The sequence below is a fragment of the Sulfurimonas crateris genome, from assembly GCF_005217605.1.
Classification (GTDB): Bacteria; Campylobacterota; Campylobacteria; order Campylobacterales; family Sulfurimonadaceae; genus Sulfurimonas; species Sulfurimonas crateris.
In genome coordinates this window covers 146,754-171,927 of record NZ_SZPX01000002.1, presented here as the reverse complement: position 1 = coordinate 171,927, position 25,174 = coordinate 146,754, and the positions used below count along the sequence as shown (strand labels likewise).

The 25,174-nt window shown below is 39.7% G+C and carries 23 protein-coding genes; 12 read left to right on the top strand and 11 right to left on the bottom strand.

Annotated features, from left to right (window positions below; genetic code table 11):
• Positions 1–60 precede the first annotated feature (60 nt).
• From FCU45_RS03540 to pdxA, 3 genes are all read left to right on the top strand, one after another.
• Positions 61–1,995, top strand: a complete 1,935-nt coding sequence (locus FCU45_RS03540) for a thioredoxin domain-containing protein (protein ID WP_137012343.1) — start codon at positions 61–63, stop codon at positions 1,993–1,995.
• Between the two features lie 129 nt (positions 1,996–2,124).
• A complete protein-coding gene (locus FCU45_RS03535) occupies positions 2,125–2,907 on the top strand; it encodes a pyridoxine 5'-phosphate synthase (protein ID WP_170175825.1) in 783 nt (260 codons plus the stop codon).
• The gene (gene pdxA / locus FCU45_RS03530) at positions 2,904–3,857 is read left to right on the top strand and encodes a 4-hydroxythreonine-4-phosphate dehydrogenase (RefSeq protein ID WP_137012339.1); all 954 of its coding nucleotides are present in this window, start codon (positions 2,904–2,906) and stop codon (positions 3,855–3,857) included. Before FCU45_RS03535 ends, pdxA begins: the two co-directional genes overlap by 4 nt.
• A 97-nt stretch (positions 3,858–3,954) precedes the next feature.
• On the opposite strand, the gene FCU45_RS03525 is transcribed toward pdxA, so the two are convergent.
• Positions 3,955–4,587 carry a YceI family protein gene (locus FCU45_RS03525; RefSeq protein ID WP_137012337.1) on the bottom strand — a complete coding sequence of 211 codons (633 nt, stop codon included), beginning with the start codon at positions 4,585–4,587 and terminating at the stop codon, positions 3,955–3,957.
• A gap of 53 nt (positions 4,588–4,640) precedes the next feature.
• Positions 4,641–5,285: a class I SAM-dependent methyltransferase gene (locus FCU45_RS03520; RefSeq protein ID WP_137012335.1), complete on the bottom strand. Its 645-nt coding sequence runs from the start codon at positions 5,283–5,285 to the stop codon at positions 4,641–4,643.
• A 43-nt stretch (positions 5,286–5,328) separates the two neighbouring features.
• On the opposite strand from FCU45_RS03520, the gene FCU45_RS03515 reads away from it, so the two are divergent.
• A complete protein-coding gene (locus FCU45_RS03515; protein WP_137012333.1) occupies positions 5,329–6,447 on the top strand; it encodes a metallophosphoesterase in 1,119 nt (372 codons plus the stop codon).
• Here FCU45_RS03515 and FCU45_RS03510 read toward each other — a convergent pair.
• Together FCU45_RS03510 and FCU45_RS03505 are read right to left on the bottom strand one after the other, a co-directional pair.
• The gene (locus FCU45_RS03510; protein WP_281276884.1) at positions 6,434–6,763 is read right to left on the bottom strand and encodes a diguanylate cyclase domain-containing protein; all 330 of its coding nucleotides are present in this window, start codon (positions 6,761–6,763) and stop codon (positions 6,434–6,436) included. The two genes, FCU45_RS03515 and FCU45_RS03510, sit on opposite strands and share 14 nt — an antisense overlap.
• 197 nt (positions 6,764–6,960) lie before the next feature.
• Positions 6,961–7,845 (bottom strand): GGDEF domain-containing response regulator, encoded by an 885-nt coding sequence (locus FCU45_RS03505; protein ID WP_137012329.1) that lies wholly within the window; start codon positions 7,843–7,845, stop codon positions 6,961–6,963.
• A gap of 102 nt (positions 7,846–7,947) precedes the next feature.
• Here FCU45_RS03505 and FCU45_RS03500 point away from each other — a divergent pair, with 102 nt between their 5' ends.
• From FCU45_RS03500 to FCU45_RS03490, 3 genes are read left to right on the top strand one after another with little or no spacing between them, the layout of a single operon-like run.
• On the top strand, positions 7,948–10,743 hold the full coding sequence (locus FCU45_RS03500) for an ABC transporter substrate-binding protein (protein WP_137012327.1): 2,796 nt from the start codon (positions 7,948–7,950) through the stop codon (positions 10,741–10,743).
• Positions 10,736–11,854, top strand: coding sequence for a hybrid sensor histidine kinase/response regulator (locus FCU45_RS03495; protein WP_137012325.1), 1,119 nt, complete (start codon positions 10,736–10,738; stop codon positions 11,852–11,854). Before FCU45_RS03500 ends, FCU45_RS03495 begins: the two co-directional genes overlap by 8 nt.
• Complete coding sequence (locus FCU45_RS03490) at positions 11,842–12,522, top strand: response regulator transcription factor (RefSeq protein ID WP_137012323.1); 681 nt, start codon at positions 11,842–11,844, stop codon at positions 12,520–12,522. The genes FCU45_RS03495 and FCU45_RS03490 overlap by 13 nt, the downstream gene beginning before the upstream one ends.
• On the opposite strand, the gene FCU45_RS03485 is transcribed toward FCU45_RS03490, so the two are convergent.
• From FCU45_RS03485 to FCU45_RS03470, 4 genes are read right to left on the bottom strand one after another with little or no spacing between them, the layout of a single operon-like run.
• A complete protein-coding gene (locus tag FCU45_RS03485) occupies positions 12,509–13,192 on the bottom strand; it encodes a class I SAM-dependent DNA methyltransferase (RefSeq protein ID WP_137012321.1) in 684 nt (227 codons plus the stop codon). The two genes, FCU45_RS03490 and FCU45_RS03485, sit on opposite strands and share 14 nt — an antisense overlap.
• A 1-nt stretch (position 13,193) precedes the next feature.
• A complete protein-coding gene (gene hisG / locus FCU45_RS03480) occupies positions 13,194–13,820 on the bottom strand; it encodes an ATP phosphoribosyltransferase (RefSeq protein ID WP_137012319.1) in 627 nt (208 codons plus the stop codon).
• Positions 13,814–14,446: a type III pantothenate kinase gene (locus tag FCU45_RS03475; protein WP_246032230.1), complete on the bottom strand. Its 633-nt coding sequence runs from the start codon at positions 14,444–14,446 to the stop codon at positions 13,814–13,816. The genes hisG and FCU45_RS03475 overlap by 7 nt, the downstream gene beginning before the upstream one ends.
• Positions 14,431–14,751: a hypothetical protein gene (locus FCU45_RS03470; RefSeq protein WP_137012317.1), complete on the bottom strand. Its 321-nt coding sequence runs from the start codon at positions 14,749–14,751 to the stop codon at positions 14,431–14,433. The genes FCU45_RS03475 and FCU45_RS03470 overlap by 16 nt, the downstream gene beginning before the upstream one ends.
• Before the next feature lie 92 nt (positions 14,752–14,843).
• Here FCU45_RS03470 and FCU45_RS03465 point away from each other — a divergent pair, with 92 nt between their 5' ends.
• The 5 genes from FCU45_RS03465 (at position 14,844) to FCU45_RS11795 (ending at position 21,344) form a co-directional block, all read left to right on the top strand.
• Positions 14,844–15,800, top strand: coding sequence for an HD-GYP domain-containing protein (locus tag FCU45_RS03465; RefSeq protein WP_137012316.1), 957 nt, complete (start codon positions 14,844–14,846; stop codon positions 15,798–15,800).
• Positions 15,801–15,893: 93 nt separating this feature from the next.
• Complete coding sequence (locus FCU45_RS03460) at positions 15,894–17,279, top strand: TolC family protein (RefSeq protein WP_137012315.1); 1,386 nt, start codon at positions 15,894–15,896, stop codon at positions 17,277–17,279.
• Positions 17,276–18,064 (top strand): efflux RND transporter periplasmic adaptor subunit, encoded by a 789-nt coding sequence (locus FCU45_RS03455; RefSeq protein WP_137012313.1) that lies wholly within the window; start codon positions 17,276–17,278, stop codon positions 18,062–18,064. Before FCU45_RS03460 ends, FCU45_RS03455 begins: the two co-directional genes overlap by 4 nt.
• A gap of 9 nt (positions 18,065–18,073) precedes the next feature.
• Positions 18,074–19,663 (top strand): efflux RND transporter permease subunit, encoded by a 1,590-nt coding sequence (locus FCU45_RS11800; RefSeq protein ID WP_137012311.1) that lies wholly within the window; start codon positions 18,074–18,076, stop codon positions 19,661–19,663.
• The gene (locus FCU45_RS11795) at positions 19,656–21,344 is read left to right on the top strand and encodes an efflux RND transporter permease subunit (RefSeq protein ID WP_137012309.1); all 1,689 of its coding nucleotides are present in this window, start codon (positions 19,656–19,658) and stop codon (positions 21,342–21,344) included. The genes FCU45_RS11800 and FCU45_RS11795 overlap by 8 nt, the downstream gene beginning before the upstream one ends.
• Positions 21,345–21,419: 75 nt before the next feature.
• Here the strand turns inward: FCU45_RS11795 and serA are convergent, their stop codons facing one another.
• Genes serA through FCU45_RS03430 form a run of 3 tightly spaced genes read right to left on the bottom strand, consistent with a single transcriptional unit; the run spans position 21,420 to position 25,149 of the window.
• Positions 21,420–23,009 carry a phosphoglycerate dehydrogenase gene (gene serA, locus FCU45_RS03440; RefSeq protein ID WP_137012307.1) on the bottom strand — a complete coding sequence of 530 codons (1,590 nt, stop codon included), beginning with the start codon at positions 23,007–23,009 and terminating at the stop codon, positions 21,420–21,422.
• Positions 23,009–23,488: a hypothetical protein gene (locus tag FCU45_RS03435; RefSeq protein WP_137012305.1), complete on the bottom strand. Its 480-nt coding sequence runs from the start codon at positions 23,486–23,488 to the stop codon at positions 23,009–23,011. The genes serA and FCU45_RS03435 overlap by 1 nt, the downstream gene beginning before the upstream one ends.
• A 5-nt stretch (positions 23,489–23,493) precedes the next feature.
• Positions 23,494–25,149 carry a 30S ribosomal protein S1 gene (locus tag FCU45_RS03430; protein WP_137012303.1) on the bottom strand — a complete coding sequence of 552 codons (1,656 nt, stop codon included), beginning with the start codon at positions 25,147–25,149 and terminating at the stop codon, positions 23,494–23,496.
• Between the last annotated feature and the right edge of the window lie 25 nt (positions 25,150–25,174).

Genomic DNA, 25,174 nt, shown 5'->3' with positions numbered 1-25,174 from the left:
TAAGCGCAAAATTAGCAACATTTCTCTACTCTAACAAAAATTTATATTAAAGAAATAAAAATGTCAAACAGATTAAAATCAGAAGACTCTCCATACCTTCAGCAGCACAAAGACAATCCCGTAGATTGGTACCCGTGGTGCGATGAAGCGTTTGAGAGGGCAAAAAAAGAGAACAAGGCAATCTTTATCTCCATAGGCTACAGCTCATGCCACTGGTGCCATGTTATGGAGGAGAAGGTATTTGAAAACAAAGAGTGCGCGGATATACTGAATGAGAGCTTTATCTGCATAAAAGTAGACCGTGAAGAGCGTCCTGACATAGACAAACACTATCAAGAGGTCTATATGATGCTAAACCGCAGAGCCGGCGGCTGGCCTACCTCTATATTTTGCACGCCGGAGAACAAACCATTTTTTGCCGGAACTTATATTCCGCCTCAGTCTCGTGAAGGAAGCATTGAGGGAATGGGTTTTATAGAGCTGAGTAAGCTTATAGCCCAAAAGGTCTCTTCAAGAGATGAGCAGCTTCTTAAAAATGCTGACGAGATAGAGAGCTTTTTAAACCATAAAGAGCATCCAAAAGAGGCAACGGTTTTAAAAGAGGATTTTGTCAAAAACTTTATGCTGCAGGTAAAAAACAACTACGACACAATCTACGGCGGCTTCTCTGTATCTCCGAAATTTCCGCATGCAAGCACGCTTGGAACACTTCTGGTACTTGACAGACTCTACGACGATAAAGCGGCAAAAGCGATGATCTTAAATACGCTTCAAAATATGAAAAAAGGGGGTATGTATGATCTGGTTGACGGCGGATTTTGCCGCTACAGCGTTGATGACAAGTGGCTTGTTCCGCACTTTGAGAAGATGCTCTACGACAACGCCCTGCTCTGCGAAATATATACAAATGCCTACCTGACATACAAAGATGAGAGCTTTTTAGATATTGCGAAAGAGATTGCAGATTTTTGGTACAACCACATGAGCGAAGATTCTCTCTTCTACAGTGCCAGCGATGCCGACAGCGAGGGCGAAGAGGGAACTTACTTCATCTATAGCTACGATGAAGTTTATAAACTATTATCAGATAACGGATACACAAATATAGATGAGATTTTAGAGATGTTAAGCATCACCGAAGATGGCAACTTTGAGGGCAAAAATATCGTTAGATTAAAGGGCGAAAATGCGCCAAAAGATTTTGAAAACATAAAGTTCCTCCTGCGTGGATTAAGAGCCTCAAGAGAGTATCCGTTTATTGACAAAAAGATACAGACATCGTGGTCTGCCATGATGATAAAGTCTCTATTTAACCTAGGCAAGATTGATAAAAACTACGCACAAAGTGCGAAAAAAAGTCTTGATGCGCTTCTTGGGACTATGTTTATTGAGGGCAGGCTTTACCACACCACGCTAATTCATAAAACTCCAAAAGTAGAAGCGTTCCTAGAGGATTACGCATTTTTATCCCAAGCTCTAATAGAGGCATTTAACTCTACACAAGAGGAACTCTACCTTATCCGCGCACAGCACTTTGCAAACTTAGCACTGGAGAAGTTTTATGACAAAGGAGTGTGGAAGTTCAGCGTAGGAGAGTTTGAGACAAAAGCCGAGATCTCAGATAACACATACACAAGTCCTGTCTCTATTATCGTGGATGTCCTGCTCTCTCTTAGCACACTTTTAGAAGATGATAAATACAGCCACTTTGCATTTAAGACGATGGAATACAACTCTTACGAGCTTGGCAGACGTCCTGTTATCTACCCATATATGCTGCGCCAGACCCTTAGATATTTAAAGGGTGAGAGAGTCATAAAATCAACGCAAACAAACTTGGAATCCAATGCGCTTGAGCTCTCCTCTTTGAAGTATCCGTTCATCCAGAAAAAAGCAACTGAAGATGAAAATTTTATGATCTGCGGCGATAAAAGCTGTTTTGCAAGCACAGATAGTATTAACAAAATCAATGATATAATCCAAAAAAGTTTTTAAAGGAATGAAGATGAAAAAATTTGTTTTAATAGCTGTTTTAGCGCTTGGTACGATCTCTGTTTTTACTGCTTGTGAGAGAAACGATTATCAACATCCTATGCACAGAAAGTAGAAAAATATTTGAGTAGTATGAAACTTGGCGTAAACATTGACCATGTGGCGGTTTTAAGAGAAGCTAGACGTGTCAACGACCCTGACATCTTAAATGCCCTCTACGTTGCGTGTGCAAATGGAGCCGATCAGATAACCATCCACCTTAGAGAGGATAGACGTCATATTCAAGACGTCGATGCCTACAACATTATGAAGCACTCTACTCTTCCCGTTAACCTTGAGTGCTCAATCAACAGAGATATTCTAAACATAGTAGCCGACCTAAAACCCCACCGCGCTACTTTGGTTCCTGAGAAGAGAGAAGAGGTAACGACCGAGGGCGGACTTGACGTAGTAGGGCATGAAGATGAGATAGCCTACGCTATAGAGCTTCTGCATGATTACATCATCCCTGTTTCGCTCTTTATCGACCCGACAATAGAAGCAGTCGAGAAATCCAAAAAACTTGGTGCAGAGATGGTTGAGCTTCACACCGGAGCATTTGCAAATATTTACGCGATGCTCAACTCTTCACTTTCATCCTCAAACCACTCACTAAAAGAGCTGGAACTTCCTAGAAATGAACTCTCTATAAGAGTTGAAAAATCATTAGCAGAGATAACTGCAGCCGCGAAACATGCAAAAAAGATAGGTTTGGAAGTTGCCGCTGGGCACGGGCTAAACTATCATAATGTCCATGAGATGATGAAGATAGCTGAGATCACTGAGCTTAACATCGGTCAGAGCATTGTTGCAAGAAGCGTCTTTAGCGGTTTGGCAGATGCTGTAAAAGAGATGAAGCGACTCACTGCCAGATGAGCAAAAAGCGCATTGCCATCAGCGTAGGCGATCTAAACGGTGTGGGAATCGAGATAGCTCTCAAAGCCCACAAAGAGGTCTCTGCACTCTGCGCGCCCATATACTGCATAAACTCCTATATGTTAAATCAAGCCTGCGAGCTTTTAGACGTCTCTGTTCCCTCCGATTTTGTACTGCATGAGGTTGAGGGAAGCTTCAATATAAAAGAGGGTTGCGTTGACAAAAATGCGGGAAGATACTCCTACGACTCATTTTTAAGCGCCATAAAACTTTGCGAAGCAAAAGAGACTGAGGCGGTCGTGACGATGCCTATCCACAAAGAGGCGTGGATGTTAGCCGGTCTGCGCTACAAAGGACATACAGATATGCTTCGTGACTATTTTAAAAAAGATGCCATTATGATGCTTGGATGCGAGAAGATGTTCGTGGCTCTATTTACCGAGCATATTCCCTTAAAAGATGTAGCGTCTGCAGTGCAGTACAAAAAGCTAAAAGAGTTCTTTTTGGCTCTTCATAACTCAATACCAAAAGAGAGCGTGGCAGTTCTCGGGCTTAATCCTCATGCGGGTGATAACGGAGTTCTTGGAGATGAGGAGCTTAGAATTACAAAAGCTATAAAGAGTGCAAACAAGAAGATAGGTTTTGAGCAGTTTGTGGGTCCGCTTGTTCCAGATACCGCTTTTACGCCGCATGCCAGAGAGAAGTATAGATACTTCGTGGCGATGTATCACGACCAGGGTCTCGCACCTCTAAAAGCGCTCTACTTTGATGAGAGTATAAATGTCTCGCTCAATCTACCGATAATCAGAACTTCGGTAGATCATGGAACTGCGTTTGACATCGCCTACAAAGGCAATGCGAACACTCTTAGCTACATAAATGCGATTAAGAGCGGTATACTGATGTTACGCACAAAAACGAACTCGTCCGTTTTTGGTGGCATGGACTAAAGTCCCTACAACCCCCTAAAGCTACCCCTATCTTTCGGATAGGGGAGAAAAACTGACACTTTACGTTTTTTTATAAATAAGTGAGTATGGTTTTATGTTATTCTTTTAACGGTTTAACATTACAAAGAATAGCTTCTATCTTAGTTTTAAACGCTATCCCTGTTTCACTCCATGTTTTTCCTTCATGAAGGTCAAAACACGCTTTATTTATTGATGATAGAGCATCGCCTGCGCTAAAGTCTAAAATATCGATAGTTCCTTTTGCTTCAAATATATCATCGCTAAAGCTGTATGTCATAGGAACTGTTTTTTTAACACCGTTCATCTCTATCTCTACATCTACTACGCCTGTTCTTGGCGCATCTTTTACTCTTTTATCAGCTTTGATATCTACTATCTTTGCATTGATGTTTTTCTCACTCATCATACCGAAGAAAAATTTAGCAAGCTTGCCGTCACGATCCTCATGCTTTGAGTTTACGCTTGAAGTATCAATTACAACAGATGAACCGACCAAGATCGAGCGAAAGTTCTCACCGCTCTTTGCAACAGGTGTATATGCTACGCTATCAAAAACTCCGCCTACACCTACTTTACTAGGAGTTTTATAACCTGTCCAACTAACCTCAACAGCTCCTACTTGAGCCAGTTCACATCCGCTTTTTTGACTTGCAATTGCACCTGAAGCGGCAAAAAGCACCATAAGTGCAGAGATAACTATATTTTTCATTCTTAATCCTTGACATAATTTTGACAGAGTATAACCTCTATTTCTTTTTATAGCTATCTATTTTGAAAAAGAATTATATTTTTAAAGTTATGTTTAATTATTGTAACACCGAACTTCTGTGCCATGTACTCAAACGTTTTGATATTAAAAAAGCCAATATGTGTCACGTCTCTTATATACCACCACTTTAAAAACTCTTCGTCATTATCTGGATGAAATGCGCTCATCAGCAGAAGATAGCCATTTTTTTCCAGATGAGAGAGCAGTTTTTTAAAAACTTCAATCGGGAATGAGAGATGTTCAAACACCTCGGTAGAGGCAATAAGGTCATACTTTTTTCCCTCATAAACTTTTGTAGGAAAGTAAAAGAGGTCATATCTGTCGCTTGCTACTCCACTCCTCTGCAAAACTATTGGCAGTACCTCACCCTCCCCGCACCCAAAATCAAGCGCGCTTCTTATCTCATCTTTGTAAGGAAGGACGAACTCCTCCACTAAATCCTCGAACATCTTTACATAGCCCAGAGATTCAAGAGTGTTGTGGTGCTTATCGTAATGCTTTTTTTCTCTCTCCTCATCGACGTAAAAAGCCTCATCAAGAGAAATATAGCGACACTCAGGACATTTATGATATATTTTTTGAGTTTTTGTATCTGTTATAGATGTTGTATTACTACTGCAAATTTTACATATTTTCATAAAAAGAATGATAACATTTTTTCAATTTTGATATACTTCCCAGATGAATTACATACTCTTTTTTACCGCTTTTATCGGCGTCTTTATCCTGCTCAATATGTATATAAGCAGAAGGCTTATCGCCAAACTTGATATAAACCAAAAGACAAAATACTATTTTCGTATATTTCTTATAATCAACCTTCTGGGCATCTTGTGTTACATGATGGCAAGATACTATGTAGATACGCCAAGCTGGCTCTATTTTCTCTTCTCACTTCCTATCGGTGTGCTTTTTTTACTCTTTTGGAGTGCGGTCGTTTATGATATCTCAAGAGTGCTTCTCTCATTTGCACCGATCTCCGACTCAAGAAGAGCATTTTTTAAAAAATCCCTCGACGTCTCATCTATAGCTGCAGCAGCTACGCTGACTCTAAAGTCTATTCATAATGCCAAATTTGTAGAAATTCAAAAGGTAGAAGTTAAGATCAAGAGCTTAAAAGAGTCATACAAGATAGTCCAGCTCAGTGACATTCATATCGGAGGGCTTATAGACAAAGGTTTTATAGAGGATATTGTAGATAAGGCGAATAGACTTGATCCTGACATTGTCGTTATTACCGGAGACCTTATAGACGTAGATGTTCTTGGTGCACAAGGGACGCTAAACGTACTCAAAAAGTTAAATTCAAAACTGGGGACATACTACGTAGTCGGAAATCATGAGTATTTTCACGACATAGAGACCATTATAGAGAGTATGAAATCTCTTGGCATACGGGTTTTGGAAAATGAAAATGTTTATATTGGAGAAGACGGCAGAGGTTTTAATCTTGCGGGTGTTTATGACATCTTTGGATACAGAGCAGAAAAATATATGCCAAACCTCCAAAAAGCTCTAGAAAACACCCAAGAGTCCCCCACGGTTCTTTTGGCTCATCAGCCGAGATTTATTTATGAAGTAACCAGCGGTGTTGATCTGATGTTAAGCGGACATACGCACGGCGGACAACTCTACCCTTTTAAATTTCTAGTTCAGCTTCAGCAGCCCTATATTAGCGGTCTGCACCGACACAATGAGGAGCTTCAGATCTATGTGAATAAAGGAACTGGATTTTGGGGACCGCCTATGAGACTTGGTGCAAGTTCAGAGATAAGCGAGATCGTTATCAAACCTCTTTAGCACCTCTGCCATTAAACCTACTATAAAACTTGGTGCAGTTCCTTCCCGCATCTTTTGCGTTATACATTGCCATATCCGCATGTTTTAGAGCCTCATCTACTGTTTCACCATCTTTGCCGATAAGTGCGACTCCTAAACTCAGTGTTACGTTTAGAACTACATCTCCTACAAATATACCTCTATCCATAACGCTGTGTATCTTTTGCGATACATTTCGTGCCATCTCCAAAGCCTCTGACTCATTATCGCTAAGATCAGAGAGTAAAACGACAAACTCGTCGCCTCCCAACCTTGCCACGGTATCCTCTTTTCTTATCAGAGATAGGCTTGAAGATCCCTAAATATAAAGAGCAGCTGAGGCAAAGTAGAGATGAAACGAAGCCATCTTCATAAGAGCTTCTCTGACCTGAAGATTGTTGCTATCGATGTCTCTTCTCATTTCAGTAAACCTTTTCAATTATTAACTAAGATGATACCATTTTTTAAAGATAAACAAACAGTACCTAAATCAGATTACCTAAAAATGACCCTGTTTCTACCCAGCCCTTTTGCCTCATATAGTGCGACATCCGCAACTCTAAGTAGGTCATCAAGACTTTTTGTAGCGCTATTTCTTTTAGCTACGCCCTCACTTATAGTGAGTTTTATACTCTCTCCCGCATCCGAGAGCAGCTCTAATGCTTCTACAGCCGCTCTTATGCTCTCAATATTCTCAGAGACGCTTTTTGGTGAGGGGCAGTTGCACAGGATCGCAAACTCTTCGCCTCCTAGTCTTCCAAAAATGGCATCATGTGAGAGATACTCCGATACTGTTTTGGCAACTATTTTTATAACTCTGTCTCCCGTCGGATGTCCGTAGCTGTCGTTTATGTTTTTAAACTTGTCTATATCTATCATTACGGCGTAGAGCTCGTTTGTACTCTGAGCAAACCTCTTCTCTCCAAGCTCAAAAAACTTTCTTCTGTTATATATTCCCGTCATCTCATCATAGGAGGATATATAGTTAAGGTGGTTTATAAGCTCTTTTAACTTTAGCTGAGTATCAATTCTAGCCAAGAGTTCAAGCGGCTTAAAAGGCTTAGCTACATAGTCGTCTCCGCCTGCCGCATAAGCTTTCTCTATGCTCTTCTCATCATCCAAAGCCGTTATAAATATTATAGGAATATTTATACTCCTCTCATCAGCCTTTAATCCGCGGCAAACATCGTAACCGTCTATATCAGGCATCATAATATCAAGAAGTATCAAATCTACCTCATTATCCCCAACCGCATCAAAAGCGCTTTTGCCGTCAAGTGCGACAACTACATCATACTTATCTGAAAGTAACTCAAGCATAATATCAATATTTGTCTCTGTATCGTCTACTACTAAAATTGTTTTTTTTGTTTTTTCCATGGGAAAATTATAACACTATTTTGTCATAAAGATGTCTTATTTATATTTTGAGATTATTTTGAGACTTTTATAGGATAGAATATTATCATTAAAGGATCTATATTGCTAAAACTGCTGACTTTACTACTCTTCTCAACAACTATTATGGCTTCAATTCAGAAGGTCTCAGTCCAGCTTGAGTGGAAACACCAGTTTGAATTTGCAGGATTTTATGCCGCAATTGAAAAAGGGTACTATAGAGAGATCGGTCTTGACGTAGAGCTTAGAGAGTATGCGAACGGAATAGATATCAGCGATGAAGTTATAGAGAAGAGAGCAGAGTTTGGGGTCTCCTCATCTTCACTTATTTTAGACAGACTTCAAAACAAGCCTGTTGTGCTTATCGCCTCATATTTTAAACAAAATACTCTTGGTTTTGCGGTAAAGCCTGAGATAACGACAGTTGAGCAGCTTAGAGGCAAGAAGATAATGGCTCTGCCATATGAGATAGATCACACCAGCATAGGTGTGCTTTTAAAAGAGGGAGGAGTTAAAAGCAGCGATTACACTCTTGTAACTCACGATTTCAGTATAGATAAGTTTAGAAGCGGTGAAGTTGACGCTATGTCTATCTTTATCTCTAACCAGCCCTATTTTTTTGATAAAGAGGGAATTAAATATAATATTTTAAATCCTGCTGATTTTGGGATCTACTCATATGATGTAGAGCTATTTACCTCAGATGAGTTAGCTCGCAACAATCCAGATATGGTAGAGAAGTTTGCCGTTGCAACAAACAGAGGATGGGAGTATGCTTTTAAACACAAAAAAGAGATTATAGACCTAATATATGACAAATACTCACAAGCAAAATCCAAAGAGTCTCTTCTTTATGAGGCTATTGTTGTGGAGAGACTCTTTAAAACAAATATTTTTAAAGTAGGAGCTGTAGTTCCCGAGCTTATAAAATTAAATGCGCAGATGTATGCAAAACTTGGTCTCTTAAAGGATGGCTTTGAACTCTCTGAACTTCTAAATAACTATACTTTTGACAATCTTAAAGAGAGCGGATATATAACTTATAAAAGCGAAAATATTTTAAATGAGCAGATCTCTACCCTTAGCGAATACGAGAAGAGTTACCTAGAGAGTAAAAAAGTCATCAAGGCATGTGTCGATCCGAATTGGATGCCTTTTGAGAGCATTCAAGAGGGCAAGCACGTAGGACTTAGTGCCGATTACTTTGAGTTGTTTAAAAGAGATCTCTCCATTCCCATAGAGGTTGTAAAAACAGATAACTGGATGCAGTCTCTGGAGTTTGCAAGGGCTAGAAAATGCGATATTTTGCCACTTGCGATGGAGACTAAAGAGAGAAAGGAGTATCTTGACTTCACATCTCCATACCTTAGAATACCCGTTGTACTTGCCACCAGACCTAATGTGGCATTTATTGCAGATTTTGAGAGTGTAGGAGATAAAAAGATAGGGATTCCAGAGGGGTACTCATACAATGAAATATTAAAGAGAAGATACCCTTCGCTAAATATAGTCGATGTAAAAAGTGCAAAAGATGGGCTTGAGATGGTTAGAAGCGGCGAACTTTTCGGCTACATTGGAACACTGGCAAGTGTCGGGTACTTCTTTCAAAAAGAGTTCACCGGAGAGCTTAAGATCGCAGGTAAGTTTGAAGATATGTGGGAACTAGGAATTGGAGTTAGAAACGATGACCCTACGCTTTTGGCTGTTTTTGAAAAAGCGATTTACTCCGTAAGTGACGATGAGAAGCAGAAAATACTAAACAAATGGGTTGCCATCAATTATGAGAACGGTGTTAACTACTCACTAATATGGAAAATATTGGCTGTTGCCGGAGTTATTGCTCTTGGCGTGACATACTGGATAAGAAAGCTATCTTTACTAAATAAAGAGCTCGAAAATGCCAGAGCAAAGGCAGAAGAGGCATCAAAAACAAAATCAAACTTTTTGGCAAATATGTCGCATGAGATAAGAACACCGATGAACTCCATCGTCAGCATGGCATACCTTATTAAGAAAAATATTACTACACAACCGCTTCTGCAGTACGTGCAGATCATAGAAAACGCATCAAACGATCTGCTCTCACTTCTAAACGATATCTTAGACCTCTCAAAGATAGAGGCTAAAAAGATGAGGATAAACAAGAGTGATTTTAATCTTATAGAAGTACTTGACAGCATAAGCAACATAACAAAAATAAAAGCGGCAGAGAAAGGCCTTGCGTTTGAGATAATCTATGACAAAACCGATGAAATGTATGTTTACGGCGATAGTCTGAGGATCATGCAGGTGCTCTCAAACCTAACCTCCAATGCGGTCAAGTTCACACACAGCGGCTATGTAAAGCTTTTCGTAAACAGGCTCTCTAACAGTAGATTTAGATTTATGGTAAGCGACACCGGAATAGGTCTATCGCAACAACAGATAGAGAATCTGTTTAACTCTTTTACGCAGGCAGATGAGAGCACAACAAGAAAATACGGGGGTACGGGTCTTGGACTTGCTATATGCAGGGAGCTTGTCGAGCTTATGGGAGGCAAGATCTGGGTTGAGAGCACCTTTGGCGAGGGGAGCAGCTTTATTTTTGAGATCGAACTTGAGCAATTAAGACCGACTTTAAAAACGGATGAGCGCACTAAAGACAAAAACCCTTTAGATGAAGTAAAAGGTGCGCTTGAGATCAGCCAAGAACAAAGAGAGGCTCTATTTTTAAAGCTGCGTAGTGCAGTAGCATCAAGACGCCCAAAAATGTGTGAACCGATAGTTCAAGAGATAGAGATGTATGATCTGGACGAAGAGGATAAAGAGCTCTTTGAAAAGGTAAAAAGATTGATACAAAAATATAAGTTCAGCGAAGCAAAGGAGTTGTTAAATGCATAATAAACAGACCATACTTATAGTAGACGACGTAAAAGAGAATATTGACGTTTTGATGGAACTTCTTGGGGATTATGACCTCATTCCCGCACTAAACGGGCAGAGTGCTATCGACATTGCAACGAATGAGAAAAATATAGACCTGATACTCCTAGATATAATGATGCCCGAGATGGACGGATTTGAGGTCTGCAGAGCTCTCAAAAAAAACCCAAATACTATGCATACTCCCGTGATATTTTTAAGTGCAAAGAACAAACCCTCAGACATCCAGATGGCTTTTGAAGCTGGAGGCGTGGATTATATAACAAAGCCTTTTAATCCCGATGAGCTTCTCTCGCGCGTCGGCACACACTTAAAACTAAGGGCTTACGAAAGAGATCTTGAAGCAAGAGTTCAAGAGGAGATCCAAAAGAACAAGACAAAAGAGCAGATGATCTTCCAGCAGTCAAAACAGGCGGCTCTTGGCGAGCTTTTAATGCACATTGCCCATCAGTGGAAACAACCGCTCTCCTCTCTTGGCTCGATCAACAATCTCAACAAGGCAAAATTCGAGTCTGATTCAAGTGTGAGTAAAAGTGATTACCTGAAATCTATAAAGCGCTCAGAAGATATTATTATGTTTATGGCAGAGACGATAGAGACATTTAAAAAATTCTACCACCCATCTACGGACAACAAAGAGTTCTTTATCGCCGATGCCGTTATCGACATCTTGACGATCATTGAAGGAACATTCTACTTTGAAGATATAAAGATATATATAGTCTCACATGAAAAAGAGCCTGTATTTGGCAATGTAAATGAGTTTTCACAGGTGATCTTTGCGATACTAAACAACTCAAGAGAGATATTTAAGCTAAGAAACAGTTTCAATCCTGAGATCCGCATAGAGATCGAAAATAAGAAAATAACCATAAAGGATAACGGCGGAGGCATAAAAGATCAATCTTTTGAGGAGATATTTCTGCCTACCGTAAGTACAAAAAACAGCTCGGGGATCGGTCTATACTTGGCAAAAGTTCTTATTGAGAAAAACAACGGCGTTATTACTGCCTCAAACACAGAAGAAGGCGCTATTTTTACAATAGAGTTTCTTACATGGATAGATTAAAAGAGCTACAACTTCTCTTTTTGGAAGATAATGAAGAGTTTGCTACAAACACCGCAAAACTTTTCAACATCTACTTTAAAAAGGTATTTATCTGCAAGAGCGTAAAAGAGGCTCTGCTGACATATAAAGAGAACCGCATAGACGTGATTATCTCAGACATAAAAGTTGAGGGCAAAAACGGCTTGGAGTTTATACAAGAGGTCAGAAAGAGTGATAATGAGTGCATAATTGCAGTACTCAGCGCATACAAGGATGAGGAGTATCTCCTAAGAGCAATTCCTCTTAACCTCATCTCCTATGAACTAAAGCCAATAAGATATGACGACCTTATCCTGCTTTTAAAAAAGATCTCCTTTAAACTGCCGCCGCGCGAAAATGTGCCACTTCGCAAAGAACTTCTCTACAACTTCTCTACAAAAGAGCTGCTGCTGCATGACAAACCTATAAGATTGACAAAAAAAGAGGCTCTATTTATTGAGCTGCTGATAAAAGAGAATGCAAAACCTATAAGCAGCGAGAGGGTTCAAAGAGATATTTGGGAGAGCAGAGTTATGAGTGATGCAGCCATAAAAAATATGATATTTAGACTCCGCAAGAAAGTGGGTCTTGATTTTATCTCTACCCTTCAAGGAGTAGGATACAGGCTTTTGGAGCCTATCTCTTTTTAAAAATAAGAAGCGTTTTGTCCTTGGTATCGTAGAGCGAAAAGGTCTGTTTGTCTACAAGCTTTAGAGACGGTAGTTTCTCAAAAGCTCTGATCTTGTGAAAATATTGAACTATAGTATCTTGATATTTTGTATATATTGAGTTTTCACTCTTTTGAAATAGAGTAAATTGTGTATATAGTTTTTCATCACGAAAGACTGCATCTACAACCAAGAACTCTTTTTCGTTCTCACTGCTCATTGTACCCTCCGCCACATCGCTAAAACCGTAAAGGGTATTTATATCGGCTATAAAGACCCCATCATCGTTAAGCCTAGCGGCAACACCGTCGAGAAACTTCAAAAGCTCCTCTTGGTCCAAAAAGTTAAGCACGTCAAATATAGCCACTACCGCATCATATTTTCCGCTCTCATCCGCTATATCTATACACTCCGCATTAAGACCTTTTGCCCTGCACTCATCGACCATAACCGAACTTAGGTCGATCCCTTTACATGTCACTCCGTCACTCATCATACGCTGTATAAATCCGCCGCGACCGCATCCCACATCTAAAAGCGTCTTTATCTTATACTCGTCAAGCTCTGAGCGGTAGAGGTCGTAAAGCGCCTCCGTCGCCTCTTCGATGCCTAGTAGATGTTCGGCTTTTGCATAGAGGTCAAGATTTGTCATATTAAGCTTTTTGCTCAGCTTGTACGACGCTGTTTATCTTTTTATATATGTCCAGAACTTCATCTTTTTTTGCAACGTAACTGTTTTTGTTCGCTATAAGGTAAGTCGAAGATGTCATAATATCCTCTACAACTTCCAAACCGTTTTGCTTCATAGTAGTTCCCGTCTCAACAACGTCTACTATCATATCTGCAAGCCCGATAAGCGGTGCAAGCTCAATTGAGCCGTATAGTTTTATGATATCAACCGAAACCGCGCGCTCTTCAAAGTATCGTTTTGTAATATTTACCATCTTTGAAGCGACTTTTATCTCCGGTTTGTTAAGATCGAATTTTTCGCCCTTTTTCATACCTATAGAGACCTTGCAGATGCCTCGTTTTAGATCAAGAAGACGGACAACGTCGAGTCCCTGCTCCTCTAGAGTGTCAAGTCCTACAACACCTATGTCAGCCGCCTGATGAAATACGTATGTTGCAACATCCTGATTTCTTACAAGCAAAAAACGAAACTTCGGCGTCTCTAGTATCAGCTTTCTATCATCAAAAGCAAAATCTTCACCAAAGATTCTCTCAAAAATCTCCAGCGTCTCTTGCGCTATGCGTCCTTTTGGAAGTGCGACTGTTAACATATATTGGCCTTTTTCATAATATTTTTCATCCCTTTAAAGAGCAGAGTCTCATCTATATGCGAATATGGAAATATCTTTGCAAACTCTGCAGCATCTCCGCCCGTGAGGTATATATCCATACCGTATGACACCACTTCATTGCGAAGCAGTTTTAGATATCCGTAACTTATGGCATCGCGGGAATTTTTCGGCATTTTACCCAAATCAAGCTCAAAGTTAAATGAGTAAGCCAGCGCATCCGAGATATTTCTGTAGCACTCATTCATGGCTTTAGAACCTGGATAGATAAAACCGCCCTCAAACCTGCCGCTTTTTACCACATCTATGGTCACGGCACTTCCCGCATCGACTATTACGCCATCTTCTATCGCCTCGCATGACGTAACTCTGTCTATTCCCATCGTCTCGTAGTAGTTTCTCATATCTACGTAAGTTGAGAGGTCTATCCAGTTTTTTAGAGGTTTTATGAGCTCTTTAGCCTGCTTATTGACGCAGATATAAAATATCTCCTCTTTTATGGATGAGGGGTCAAAAAGTTTTGCATCCTTTTTATAATGCTCTATGCCGTCAAAAAAGTGATAGGTCGTATTTCCTATATCGCAAAGAAGCATTACTGGATCTTCCAACCCTGAGCCAGAAGTGCCTCTTTTGCTTTTGAGCAGATCGGCGCGTCTATAAAGATGATCTTATGCTTGAAATTATGTCCGTAAAAAATAACGAGTTTTGCGTATATCTCCTCAAATTTATGGACATCTTTCATAAGAAGTCTGCTCTTTTGGCTGATCGCAAAAATTGCCCAGAAATATCCGCTGACATCTGTAGCTTTAAATATTTTTATCTTGTTTCGTACACCAAGCTCTCTTGGTGCGATCTCTTGCATCTTCTTATAAATCTTACCTTTTTTTCTAAGAGAATCTACTACACTCTGCATAACTCAGCCTTTTTATCTAAAGATGATATTCTATCAAAATTTTGCTTCAGCAATAAAGCAGAGCTAGAAAAAATCTCTGCTATAATTCGAAAATGAAAATTGTAAAAACAAAACTAAACTACGCCAAATCCTACACGCTGCTTGATATTGATGCACTTGCCGTGGGAGCCGTTACACTTTTTGATATTTTTATAAAAAAGAGAAGAGACTATATTATCATTATTGAAGCGGGAACCACTCTTACGCAGAGTCTGTATGACAAGCTAAAAAAACAGGAAAATCTATACATAAACAAAAGTGATGAAGACAAGCAGATACTCTCCTGCGAGACGCTCAAACACTACATAAAATATAATAAAGATGACCATAAAAAAAGACTCGAGCTTCTATATGAAGTAAATAACCAGCTTTTTGAAATATACATGGTAAACAAAGAGAACAAGATAAATCTCGGATGTGTCGAGCTTATAATCGATGCTATTATCTATCTTCTAAAATATGATGAGCTATTTATAAAAAACACTATGCCATATATGTTAAATAACCATATGCTCCAAAACCACTCACTACACGTCGCCATCTACGCTCTTACTCTTGGTTATACGCTCAAATTCAGCGACGAGCAGCTCTTAAAACTCGGTTCCGCAGCTCTTTTGCATGATGTCGGAGTCAAAAAGATAGATAAAAATATTATAAATAAAGAGAGCGAACTAACACCGCAAGAGACCCTCATAGTTAGAAAACACAGCCAATACAGCGTTGAGATACTAAAGCAGAACAGAATCCACGACCCCTATATTATAGATGCGGTAATGCACCACCACGAGCGATATGACGGGCTTGGCTATCCCGACAAACAGACAAAGGGCGAGATAAGCGACTTAGCCTCTATTTTATCGATATGTGACGTATTTGACGCTCTTACTAACAACAGACCATATAGACCGCACTACTCATCGTTCGATGCGCTTAAGATGATGATGAAAGATCCTGATATGGTAAATAGATTTAATCAACCTTATCTTCATATTGCACTAAAACTGCTATAAAAAGTTATAATAATCAAGTTTTATAGATTTTATTATAATCAAAAAAAATATATGTTATAATCTCCACTTAATTAAACAGATTTAAGGATACGTATGAAAAAACTACTTACTTTTATGCTCATAGCAACAATCGGCGGCTCCCTTTTAAATGCGTCACAATCACTAAGCCTTGAGAGTGCACTGGAGATGTTAAAATCTCAAAATTTAGAGATTAAAAGCGCTCAGATAGATATAGAGAGTGCCTTGCAAGATGCCAAAGCTGCTTCGGCAAACCACTACGGTAAGCTTGATTTTATTCAAGATTTTGCAAGAAGTGATGATGCGGGAAATGTCTTTGGTTTTAAACTGAGCTCAAGAGAAGCTACTTTTGGAGATTTCGGGGCGCAGGAGTTTATGTCAAGCCTTAACCCATCTAGTCCAAATTATGTGCCAGATGGTGACTACACCACTCCACCAAGCGACCTAAACTACCCAGATGACAGAAACTACTTCCAAAGCAAGCTAAAGTATGAAGTTCCTCTATTTACCGGCTTTAAGATATCAAGCTACGAAGATATTATGGAGTCCGTAACGAAAATAAAAAAGCTTGAAAAGTCTCAAGTAGTAAATGAGAAGATTTACGAGATGAGAAAAAGTTTTTACGATATGGCGCTGCTTGAAGAGTCGATCTCAAACCTAAATGTAATTCTATCAAACATAGAGACACTTGAAGCCATGACAAAAGAGATGATCGAGGTGGGATACGCCAAAAAGGTTGATCTTCTTGAAGTAAAAGCTAAAAAGGGCAATGTTGAGAGACTTATATCTCAGATGGAATCAAACAAAGAGCTTCTCTACCACTATATAAGTTTTTTACTAAATCAAAAAGTGACCTCTATTGAGACGCCATCTTTGGAGATAAAAACTCCCTCAATTTCGAGTGAAGAGATCGTCAAAAACAACTTGGATATTCAAAAAGCAAACAGAGGGCTTGCCATAAAAGAGAGTATGGTAAATGTTTCCAAATCCGCTTACTACCCGATGGTTGGGGCTTTTGCTGAAGTCGCAACTGCAGATGATACCTTTTTGGGAGATGCAAGCGATCATCAGTCATACACACTCGGGGCAAGACTCACATGGAATATCTTTAACGGCGGAGCAGACTATGCAAACGTTGAGAAGTCAAGACTTGACTACCTAAAGACAAAGACTCAGGTAGCACTCGCAAACAGCGGTATTGAGCTGCAGATACAAAAGATAAAGACTGAGATAGATAGCTTTAACAAAGATATAGAGTCGCTGAAAAAAGAACTCGCACTTGCTGATGAGATATATAAGAACTATGAGGCGAGATATAGAGAGAAGTTATCTTCCATGAGTGATGTTATAATCAAACAATCAGAACAGATACAAAAAATTCTGCAGCTGCAGCAGACGATAAATAAGCGAAACGAGAGAGTTTTCGCACTTGAAAAACTAGCAAACGGAGATGAGAGATGAAAAAACTACTACTGATTTTAGGACTTGCGGCTTCGCTTATAGCTGAGGGGATCGTACTCTCAGGCACAGTTATTAGCGATAACAAAAAGATGATTACAAGCCGTTTTATGGGCTTTGTAACGGATGTGAAAGTCTCAGAGGGCGATGAAGTAAAAAAGGGAGACCTGCTTTATACAATAGACTCTAAAGAGATAGATTCGGCTCTTATTCAAGTAGAACTTGCGATCTCTCAGGCACAGCTCAGCCTTCAGATGTATCAAAATCAATACACGAACGTTAAGCTAAACCTTGAGAGACATAGAAGACTACTTCAAAAAGATATGGTCTCAAAATTTGAGGTCGAAAATCTCGCACTTGCAGAGAATAATCTTGCAAATATGATAATCATCGCAAAAAAGCAGGTGGCTCAAGCGCAAGCGCAACGTGAAGAGGTAAAAAACCAGTATCGTTACCTAAATATTACCGCACCAAATGACGGGGTAATAGTTAGCAAAAATGTCAATGTTGGGGAGATGGCAATGCCGGGGATGCCTGCACTTGAACTCTCCGACCTCTCAAACCTGAAAATATCCGCAGAGATAAGCGAAGAGAATTTAAGCCGCATACAAGAGGGAAAAAAAGTAGTAGTAAACATCCCATCAAGAGATATTAAGATCATTGGAACGATCAGTGCGATCATACCGAGCTCAAACCCTATGACACACTCATTTAAGATTAAGATCTCATTTAAAAATGTTTACAAATCGATATACCCGGGTATGTATGCTACCGTGGCAATAGAGTAGGAAAAGAGTATGAACGTCTATAAACCAACAGATATAGCAGGGAAGCTGGCAAGCGGATTTATAAGAAATCCTCTTACAGTGGTTCTTGGCATCTTCTTGCTCTCTATCGGCTACCTCTCACTCAACATAATGCCCCGCGAAGAGAACCCTCAAATGGTAGTAAGCGGCTCGACGGTAATCGTAGCACTTCCGGGAGCAAGTGCCGCCGAGATACAAAAAGTGATAGTAAAGCCTCTGGAGAGAAAACTAAAAGAGGTAAAAGGGGTTGAGAATATCTCAAGCATGGCGATGGATAACGTGGGAATAGTCAATGCCGCCTTTTTCATCGGCGAGAAGAAAGAGGACTCTAACCTAAAAGTATATGACAAGATAATGCAAAATGCAGATATGTTTCCACAAGGTGCTATGAACCCTATCATCAAGCCTCTTGACATAGATGTAGACATACCTGTCGTATCGGTCGCTTTTTACTCAAAAGATGAGAAGATGAGCAAGACTGAGCTTTATGACAGAGTAAAAGATATTCAGCACCGCATAAACGGACTTGCAAATGTTGCAGTTACGGAAGTAAAAGGCGGAAACAAGCCTCAGTTTAACATCGAAGTGGACCTAAATAAACTCTCGGGCTACAACATCTCTATGGGGCAGATAGTCCAAGGGGTGCAATCTCTCTCATATAGCGTTCCTGCAGTTAAAAACAGAACAAAAGAGAATAAGATAATCATGCTTGGTGTCAAAAATGCGATAGAGAGTGCCGAAGATATAGGCAATATTATTATTGCTAAATATATGAACTCGCCTATATATCTTAAGCAGGTTGCAAAAGTGTCACTCTCTCACGATATACAGAACTTCAAATCTGCAACTATCAGCAAAAAAGATGAGAGCGGGGAGTTTTCTCCACTGCTAAATCAGGTAACACTCAGCGTATCAAAACTTCAAGGTACAAATGCCGTAATAATAGCAGATGCCGTAAAGAGCGAGCTTGAAGGCTCAAAAGAGTTTTTTCGCAAGAACTCTATCGGGTATGTAATTACCAGAAACGACGGGCAAAGAGCGAACGAGGCGGTAAACGAACTTGTCTACCACCTTCTTTTATCTATTGTAATTATCGCTATCTTGCTTATCTTGGTTCTTGGATGGAGAGAGTCTCTCATTGTTACATTTACCGTTCCTGCTATTTTGGCAATAACTCTTTTTGTAGCCTACTTAAGCGGTCAAACCATCAACAGAATAACACTCTTTGCGTTCCTGCTCTCGCTTGGACTCTTGGTCGATGCGGCAATTATCGTAATAGAGAACATTCACAGACACTTCCACTCAAAAGAGGCAGCTCATGAGAGCATAGAAGACATCATGGTAAAGGCTACAGATGAGATCGGACCTCCGACAAACATTGCAACACTGGCTATTATTATGACAATGGTTCCAATGGCGTTTGTCGGGCAGATGATGGGGCAGTTTATGAAACCTATCCCTGCAAATGTTCCCGTAGCACTGATCGCATCTCTTTTTGTTGCATATATTTTCACACCGTATCTAGCAGCCAGAATGCTAAAAAAACCGGATTTTCACTCTGAGGAGAAGAAACATGTTTAAAAAATTTCAAGATGCGGTACTTAACGGAATTCAAAGCCCCCTTCAAAGAAACTTGATACTTTTTACAACTTTAATAGCTTTTATTCTCTCCGTATTGATGATAGCGCCTAGCAATATGGTTTTGGCAAAGATGCTTCCGGGGAAAAACAACGATACATTTACCATATATACCACTCTGGCCGAGGGAAGCTCTATCGAGCAGACAAGAGAGGTAACGGAGTGTGTTGCAGGTTTTATAAAAAAAGAGAAAGAGGTTGAAGATTTCGAGATATTTCTCGGGATGGGCGCACCTCTTGACTTTGCAGGTCTTATTAAAGGCTCACACTTTAAAAACTCCGAAAATGTAGCAGAGATCGTGGTCAATCTATCTGAGAAACACCACAGAGAAGAGCCATCATACTTTATGGTTCAAAGAATGAGACCGGATATCCAAAAAAGCTGCTCATCTATCTACGATAAAACAACCATCACTTTTGTAGAACCTCCGGCAGGTCCTCCGGTATTGGCTGCTATTGTCGCAGAGATATACGGTGATGACGCAGATGGCATCAGAGAGCTCTCAAACAGAGTAGCGGATGTATTTAAAAATACTGAGGGCCTTGTAGATGTCGAGGTCATGCAAGATGAGATCTACGACACTTTTGAGGTAGAAGTTGACGGCACAAAAGCTTCACTCTCAGGCATCAGCGTAAAACAGCTAAATGATATTTTATATCTGGCTTTTGAAGGGATGCAGATCGCTGTTAAAAACTCAGATTTGGCAAACGATCAGATCCCAATCTATCTATCACTTAGTGTAGAGTCTAAAAAATTCTCCTCAAAAGATATAGATGCTATCAAAGCAAAGCTCTCATCTTTGAAACTTATGAACGAGATGGGGATGATGACGCCTATTACAGAGCTTGTGAGTATAATGCCTAAAAAATCAAATCCCATGATAATGAGCAAGAATCTTCACCAGATGACAAATGTAATGGCTGAGACAGATATGGTCTCACAGGTTTATCCGCTTATGGAGGCAAGAGATACCATCTTAGACACCTTTAGCGACAAATATGAGATCGAAAAAATTGGTCTCTTTAATCTTAAGCTCACAGACAAAAGTTCCAAAAATGTATATAAACTTATCTGGGATGGAGAGATGGAGGTAACGCTTGATACTTTCGTAGAGCTTGGTGCCGCATTTATAGCCGCTTTGGTTCTTATCTTTTTACTGATGGTAATCTACTATAAAAGCTATACGCTTAGCGGAATCATACTTCTAGGCTCATTTCTCTCGATCATAGGAGTGATAGTCGGGCACTGGATCATGGATCTATTTACTGCAGACACCTTCTTCTTGACAGCTACTTCTCTCATAGGCTTTATAGCCCTGATCGGGATAAGCTCAAGAAACTCTCTGCTTCTGATAGACTTTACCGCTTCGCTTATGAAAGATAGTGGAATGAAAAAAGCCGAGGCTATCGCTTACGCAACTGCAACGCGTGCTAAGCCTATCTTTCTAACAGCTGCGGCAATAATACTTGCTTCAACTCTTTTAGCTGGAGATGCGGTATTTGGAGGGCTTGGAGTCGCTCTTATCTTTGGAACGATTGCGGCTGTTATCGCTTCACTGATAGTTGTTCCGATACTTCTTTATAAAGCTGATCTAGAGAGACATTTTAATATGGATAAGAAGTAGGAATCTCTTTTAAAGGGGTTTCTACGCACACCGTTAGGTGTGCATATTTTTTAGCGGGCATAGCCCGCTAAGTTTTTACATTCTTGCGTATTGAACGCTTATGCAAGCATCAACTTCTAGAAGCTCATTTAGCGTAATATCATTAATAATATTATCGACTAAGATAACTGCCAGAGCCTCTTTCTTATCGTTTCTAGCAAGCGAGAAGTCTGCAATATTTACGCTGTGTTTTGCCAGAGTAGAACCGATATTTCCGATAACACCCGGGACATCTCTGTTTTTAAGAACTACCATATCGCCTTTTAGCGCAACTTCGATGTCAAAACCGTCAATTGATACGATTCTAAATACGTTGTCATCAAAGATCGTAGCACTGATAGTAGTTGTTCCACCCTCTGCCGTAGTAAGCTTAATTGTAATAAGGTTTTTATAGACAGACGAGTCGTGAAGCGCTTCTGACTCTATCTTTATCCCTTTTTCTTTAGCGATAAAATCTGCATTTACATAGTTGATAGTATCATCGCTTATCTGGCTCATTGCACCAACGGCAACAAAAGTAGCAAGAGAGTCTACATATTTAGCTATCTCTCCCTGTCCGCTCACTTTGATTGAGATGATCTGAGACTTGTTAAGCTGAGATTCTAAGAAACCGATCTTCTGTCCCATCTCCAAGAAAGGTTTTACAAATGAAGGTATCTTGCTCTCATCTATAGGCAGGTTCATAGCATGCGGATAAGAGATGCCTTTTGCAGCAGAGATCGCATTCGTAGCAGCCTGAACACCTATGTTGTATTGTGATTCGTAAGTATTTGCACCGAGGTGAGGAGAAACAGTTACGTTATCAAGATCAAGAAGAGGATGATCGGTTGCAGGCTCTTTCATAAAAACATCAATTCCCGCAAAACGGATCTTGCCGCTTTTTAGACCCGCATATAGAGCCTCTTCATTATAAAGACCGCCTCTTGCACAGTTAATAAGGACAACGCCCTCTTTCATCTTTGCGATCTCGGCACTGCTTATCATATTGATAGTCTCTTTGTTTTTAGGCGTATGGATAGTGATAATATCGCAAGCCAAAATATCATCAAAGTTCTTTGTATATGTCATATCGTAGTCTGTAACTTTAGATGGGTTTATATACGGGTCGTAAGCCACAATATCCATCTCAAAAGCTTGAGCTCTCTTTGCTACGCGGCTTCCTATGTTTCCAAAACCGATAACACCGAGTTTCTTTCCTTTTAGCTCATACCCGTACCACTTCTCTCTTTTCCAGACTCTCTCGTTTTTTAAATGGTTGTGTGAATATGGGAACATTCTCATACAAGAGAGCATATGCGCCATTGTAAGCTCGACCGCTGCAATAGTGTTAGCAGTAGGGACGTTCATAACGATTATCCCCTCTTTTGAACATCCCTGTATATCCACATTGTCAACACCTACACCAGCACGTACAATTGCTTTCATATTTTTTGCATGTGCGATAAATTTATCGTCAACATCAGTCGAGCTTCTTGTTATAGCAACGTCAGCTTGCTCAATAATATCTAAAAGCTTTACCTTATCTTCGTCAGCAGCCATGATAAAATTTATGTTTTCATCATTCCTAAGCATCTCCAAACCGGCTTCGTGAATATGGTCACAAACAACTATAGTATGTTTTTGCATTATGTATCCTCTTTGTACAGCCCAACAGTGGCTGAGATTTGGTAATTCTTTAAAACTTTAACGAGAGATTCCAACTTGTCTCTCTCTTTTGAGTAAATTAGCAACTCTGCACCGCTCTTATCTTTTTTAAGATAGTACTTTAGCTGATGCTGTTTTAGCTCCTCTTTTAAGCAGAAGAGCTGATAAGGATCAGCTATGGGTGCAGAGAGTCTGTAAATAGTCTTTTCTGCTACTTTCTCATTCAAATCAACTTGAATAAAAACTTCGTTCACAGGATAAAAATATCCGAGTCTCTCCGTTTTTGAAAAGCTCTCAAGCCAGATATTTTCTCTATCTTTTACGGCAACTTCGCTTCTATGTTCCAGCGGGACCAAATTAACGGAAGTCTCATTAGAGTTAATTGAAATAAGAAAAAAAACAACAAAAACAGCTACCCCTACCGCTATTAGCAGGGTTAGCCATTTTAAAATCTTTTGCACGATATTTACTTAAATTTATCTTTTATCAAATCACCCAGCGAGTGTGATTCGTCATCGTTGATCTCATCAAGCATCGCTTGGTTTTTTATGTAATCAAGTTTTTTTACAGAGAGGCGGATACGGTCACGACGAGTATCGATAACTGCTATTGCAGCTTCGATCTTTTGTCCTATCTCAAGTTCGCTCTTCTCTAGCGGAGCAAGATCTTCATCACGGATAAGCGCATCAACGCCATCTTCTAAAGATACAAAAACACCAAAATCTTTAATGTCACGAACAGTTCCTGTAACAAGGCTGTTTACCTTGTGAGTTTTAGCGAATGCATCTATGGGACTCTCTAAAAGTGCTTTTCTATTTAGTGATATTTTTTGGTCTTCAGGGCTGATCTTGGCGATCTTGACTTCAACTTCGTCACCAGATTTTAAAACATCTTTACACTTAACGTTTTTGTCCCATGAGATATCTTGGTTATGAAGAAGACCCTCAACACCATCAATACGTACAAATGCTCCAAAGTCTGTCAATGATGTAACAGCTCCTGTAACAACATCTCCCTCACTATGGTTTTTGACAAATTCATCAAACGGTTTTGGAAGAAGTTTTTTAAGTGATACACGAAGTTTGTGAGTTTTAGGATTTATCTCGATAACTTCAACATCGATCTCTTCTCCTACTGTTAAGTAGTCATTTGGATTTTTAACGTTTTTATCCCATGAGATCTCAGATATGTGCAAGAAACCTTCAATGTCATTTCCCAGATCAACAAAAACGCCATACGCTTCAATGTTTGAAACAGTAACTGTAATTGTATCGCCTTCGTCCAGTTCGCTCTCAACTTCTTCCCATGGATCAGGATGAACCGCTTTGATAGATAGTGAAAGATGTCTTTTGTCTTTATCGTAAGAGATTGCTTTAACACCTACAGTGTCACCCTCTTTATAGAGTTTTGACGGATTAACAGGACCTTTATAGCTGATCTCGTTGTAGTGAACTAAACCATCTACACCGCCAACATCTACGAACATACCGTAGCTTGTTATCTTCTTGATAGTTCCCTCTACAACAGAATCATCTTCCATCAACTTGTCAATTATCTCTTTTTTCTTTTTACGCTCATCATTAAAAAGTTTACGGCGAGATACAACAATAGAGTTCTGCTCTTCATCGATTTTCACGACTTGAGCTTTTATCTTGCGACCTACAACTTCGTCACTCTCTTTAAAAGCAGCCAATGAACGAGGCATAAAGAAAGATACACCGTCAGCTTCTACAACGTAACCGCCACGGTTCTTCTTGGTGATAACACCGTCAATAACTAAATCTTCAAAGTTCTCTTTGTATTTATCAATAAAGTCTATTGTTTTTTGCTGCTCAAGTACTTTTTTGTAAGATATTTTAGGACGCTCGTTATAGTATCCCGTTACCATTACTTTAATCTTGTCGCCAACATTAAACTTAAGTTCACCATTTTCACTGATTTCGTCTAAACTAAGAATACCCTCTAGTTTATCGCCAACACCTACTAGTGCTCTATTTTCATCCGCTTGGATTTCTACAATTTCACCCTCAACAATGCGGCTTGTTTCCTGCTGCTTCTCGCTAGCAGCAAACATCTCCGCAAAATTTTCTTCTTCTTCAAATGATTCGTTATCGAACGCCATTACCTATCCTCTGTTACATAAAAAT

What these genes read in the sequence shown, in the direction of transcription:
- FCU45_RS03540 (WP_137012343.1), top strand. Translation starts at nt 61, where the DNA reads ATGTCAAACAGATTAAAATCAGAAGACTCTCCATACCTTCAGCAGCAC.
- FCU45_RS03535 (WP_170175825.1), top strand. Translation starts at nt 2,125, where the DNA reads ATGAAACTTGGCGTAAACATTGACCATGTGGCGGTTTTAAGAGAAGCT.
- pdxA (WP_137012339.1), top strand. Translation starts at nt 2,904, where the DNA reads ATGAGCAAAAAGCGCATTGCCATCAGCGTAGGCGATCTAAACGGTGTG.
- FCU45_RS03525 (WP_137012337.1), bottom strand. Translation starts at nt 4,587, where the DNA reads ATGAAAAATATAGTTATCTCTGCACTTATGGTGCTTTTTGCCGCTTCA.
- FCU45_RS03520 (WP_137012335.1), bottom strand. Translation starts at nt 5,285, where the DNA reads ATGAAAATATGTAAAATTTGCAGTAGTAATACAACATCTATAACAGAT.
- FCU45_RS03515 (WP_137012333.1), top strand. Translation starts at nt 5,329, where the DNA reads ATGAATTACATACTCTTTTTTACCGCTTTTATCGGCGTCTTTATCCTG.
- FCU45_RS03505 (WP_137012329.1), bottom strand. Translation starts at nt 7,845, where the DNA reads ATGGAAAAAACAAAAAAAACAATTTTAGTAGTAGACGATACAGAGACA.
- FCU45_RS03495 (WP_137012325.1), top strand. Translation starts at nt 10,736, where the DNA reads ATGCATAATAAACAGACCATACTTATAGTAGACGACGTAAAAGAGAAT.
- FCU45_RS03490 (WP_137012323.1), top strand. Translation starts at nt 11,842, where the DNA reads ATGGATAGATTAAAAGAGCTACAACTTCTCTTTTTGGAAGATAATGAA.
- FCU45_RS03485 (WP_137012321.1), bottom strand. Translation starts at nt 13,192, where the DNA reads ATGACAAATCTTGACCTCTATGCAAAAGCCGAACATCTACTAGGCATC.
- hisG (WP_137012319.1), bottom strand. Translation starts at nt 13,820, where the DNA reads ATGTTAACAGTCGCACTTCCAAAAGGACGCATAGCGCAAGAGACGCTG.
- FCU45_RS03470 (WP_137012317.1), bottom strand. Translation starts at nt 14,751, where the DNA reads ATGCAGAGTGTAGTAGATTCTCTTAGAAAAAAAGGTAAGATTTATAAG.
- FCU45_RS03465 (WP_137012316.1), top strand. Translation starts at nt 14,844, where the DNA reads ATGAAAATTGTAAAAACAAAACTAAACTACGCCAAATCCTACACGCTG.
- FCU45_RS03460 (WP_137012315.1), top strand. Translation starts at nt 15,894, where the DNA reads ATGAAAAAACTACTTACTTTTATGCTCATAGCAACAATCGGCGGCTCC.
- FCU45_RS03455 (WP_137012313.1), top strand. Translation starts at nt 17,276, where the DNA reads ATGAAAAAACTACTACTGATTTTAGGACTTGCGGCTTCGCTTATAGCT.
- FCU45_RS11800 (WP_137012311.1), top strand. Translation starts at nt 18,074, where the DNA reads ATGAACGTCTATAAACCAACAGATATAGCAGGGAAGCTGGCAAGCGGA.
- FCU45_RS11795 (WP_137012309.1), top strand. Translation starts at nt 19,656, where the DNA reads ATGTTTAAAAAATTTCAAGATGCGGTACTTAACGGAATTCAAAGCCCC.
- serA (WP_137012307.1), bottom strand. Translation starts at nt 23,009, where the DNA reads ATGCAAAAACATACTATAGTTGTTTGTGACCATATTCACGAAGCCGGT.
- FCU45_RS03430 (WP_137012303.1), bottom strand. Translation starts at nt 25,149, where the DNA reads ATGGCGTTCGATAACGAATCATTTGAAGAAGAAGAAAATTTTGCGGAG.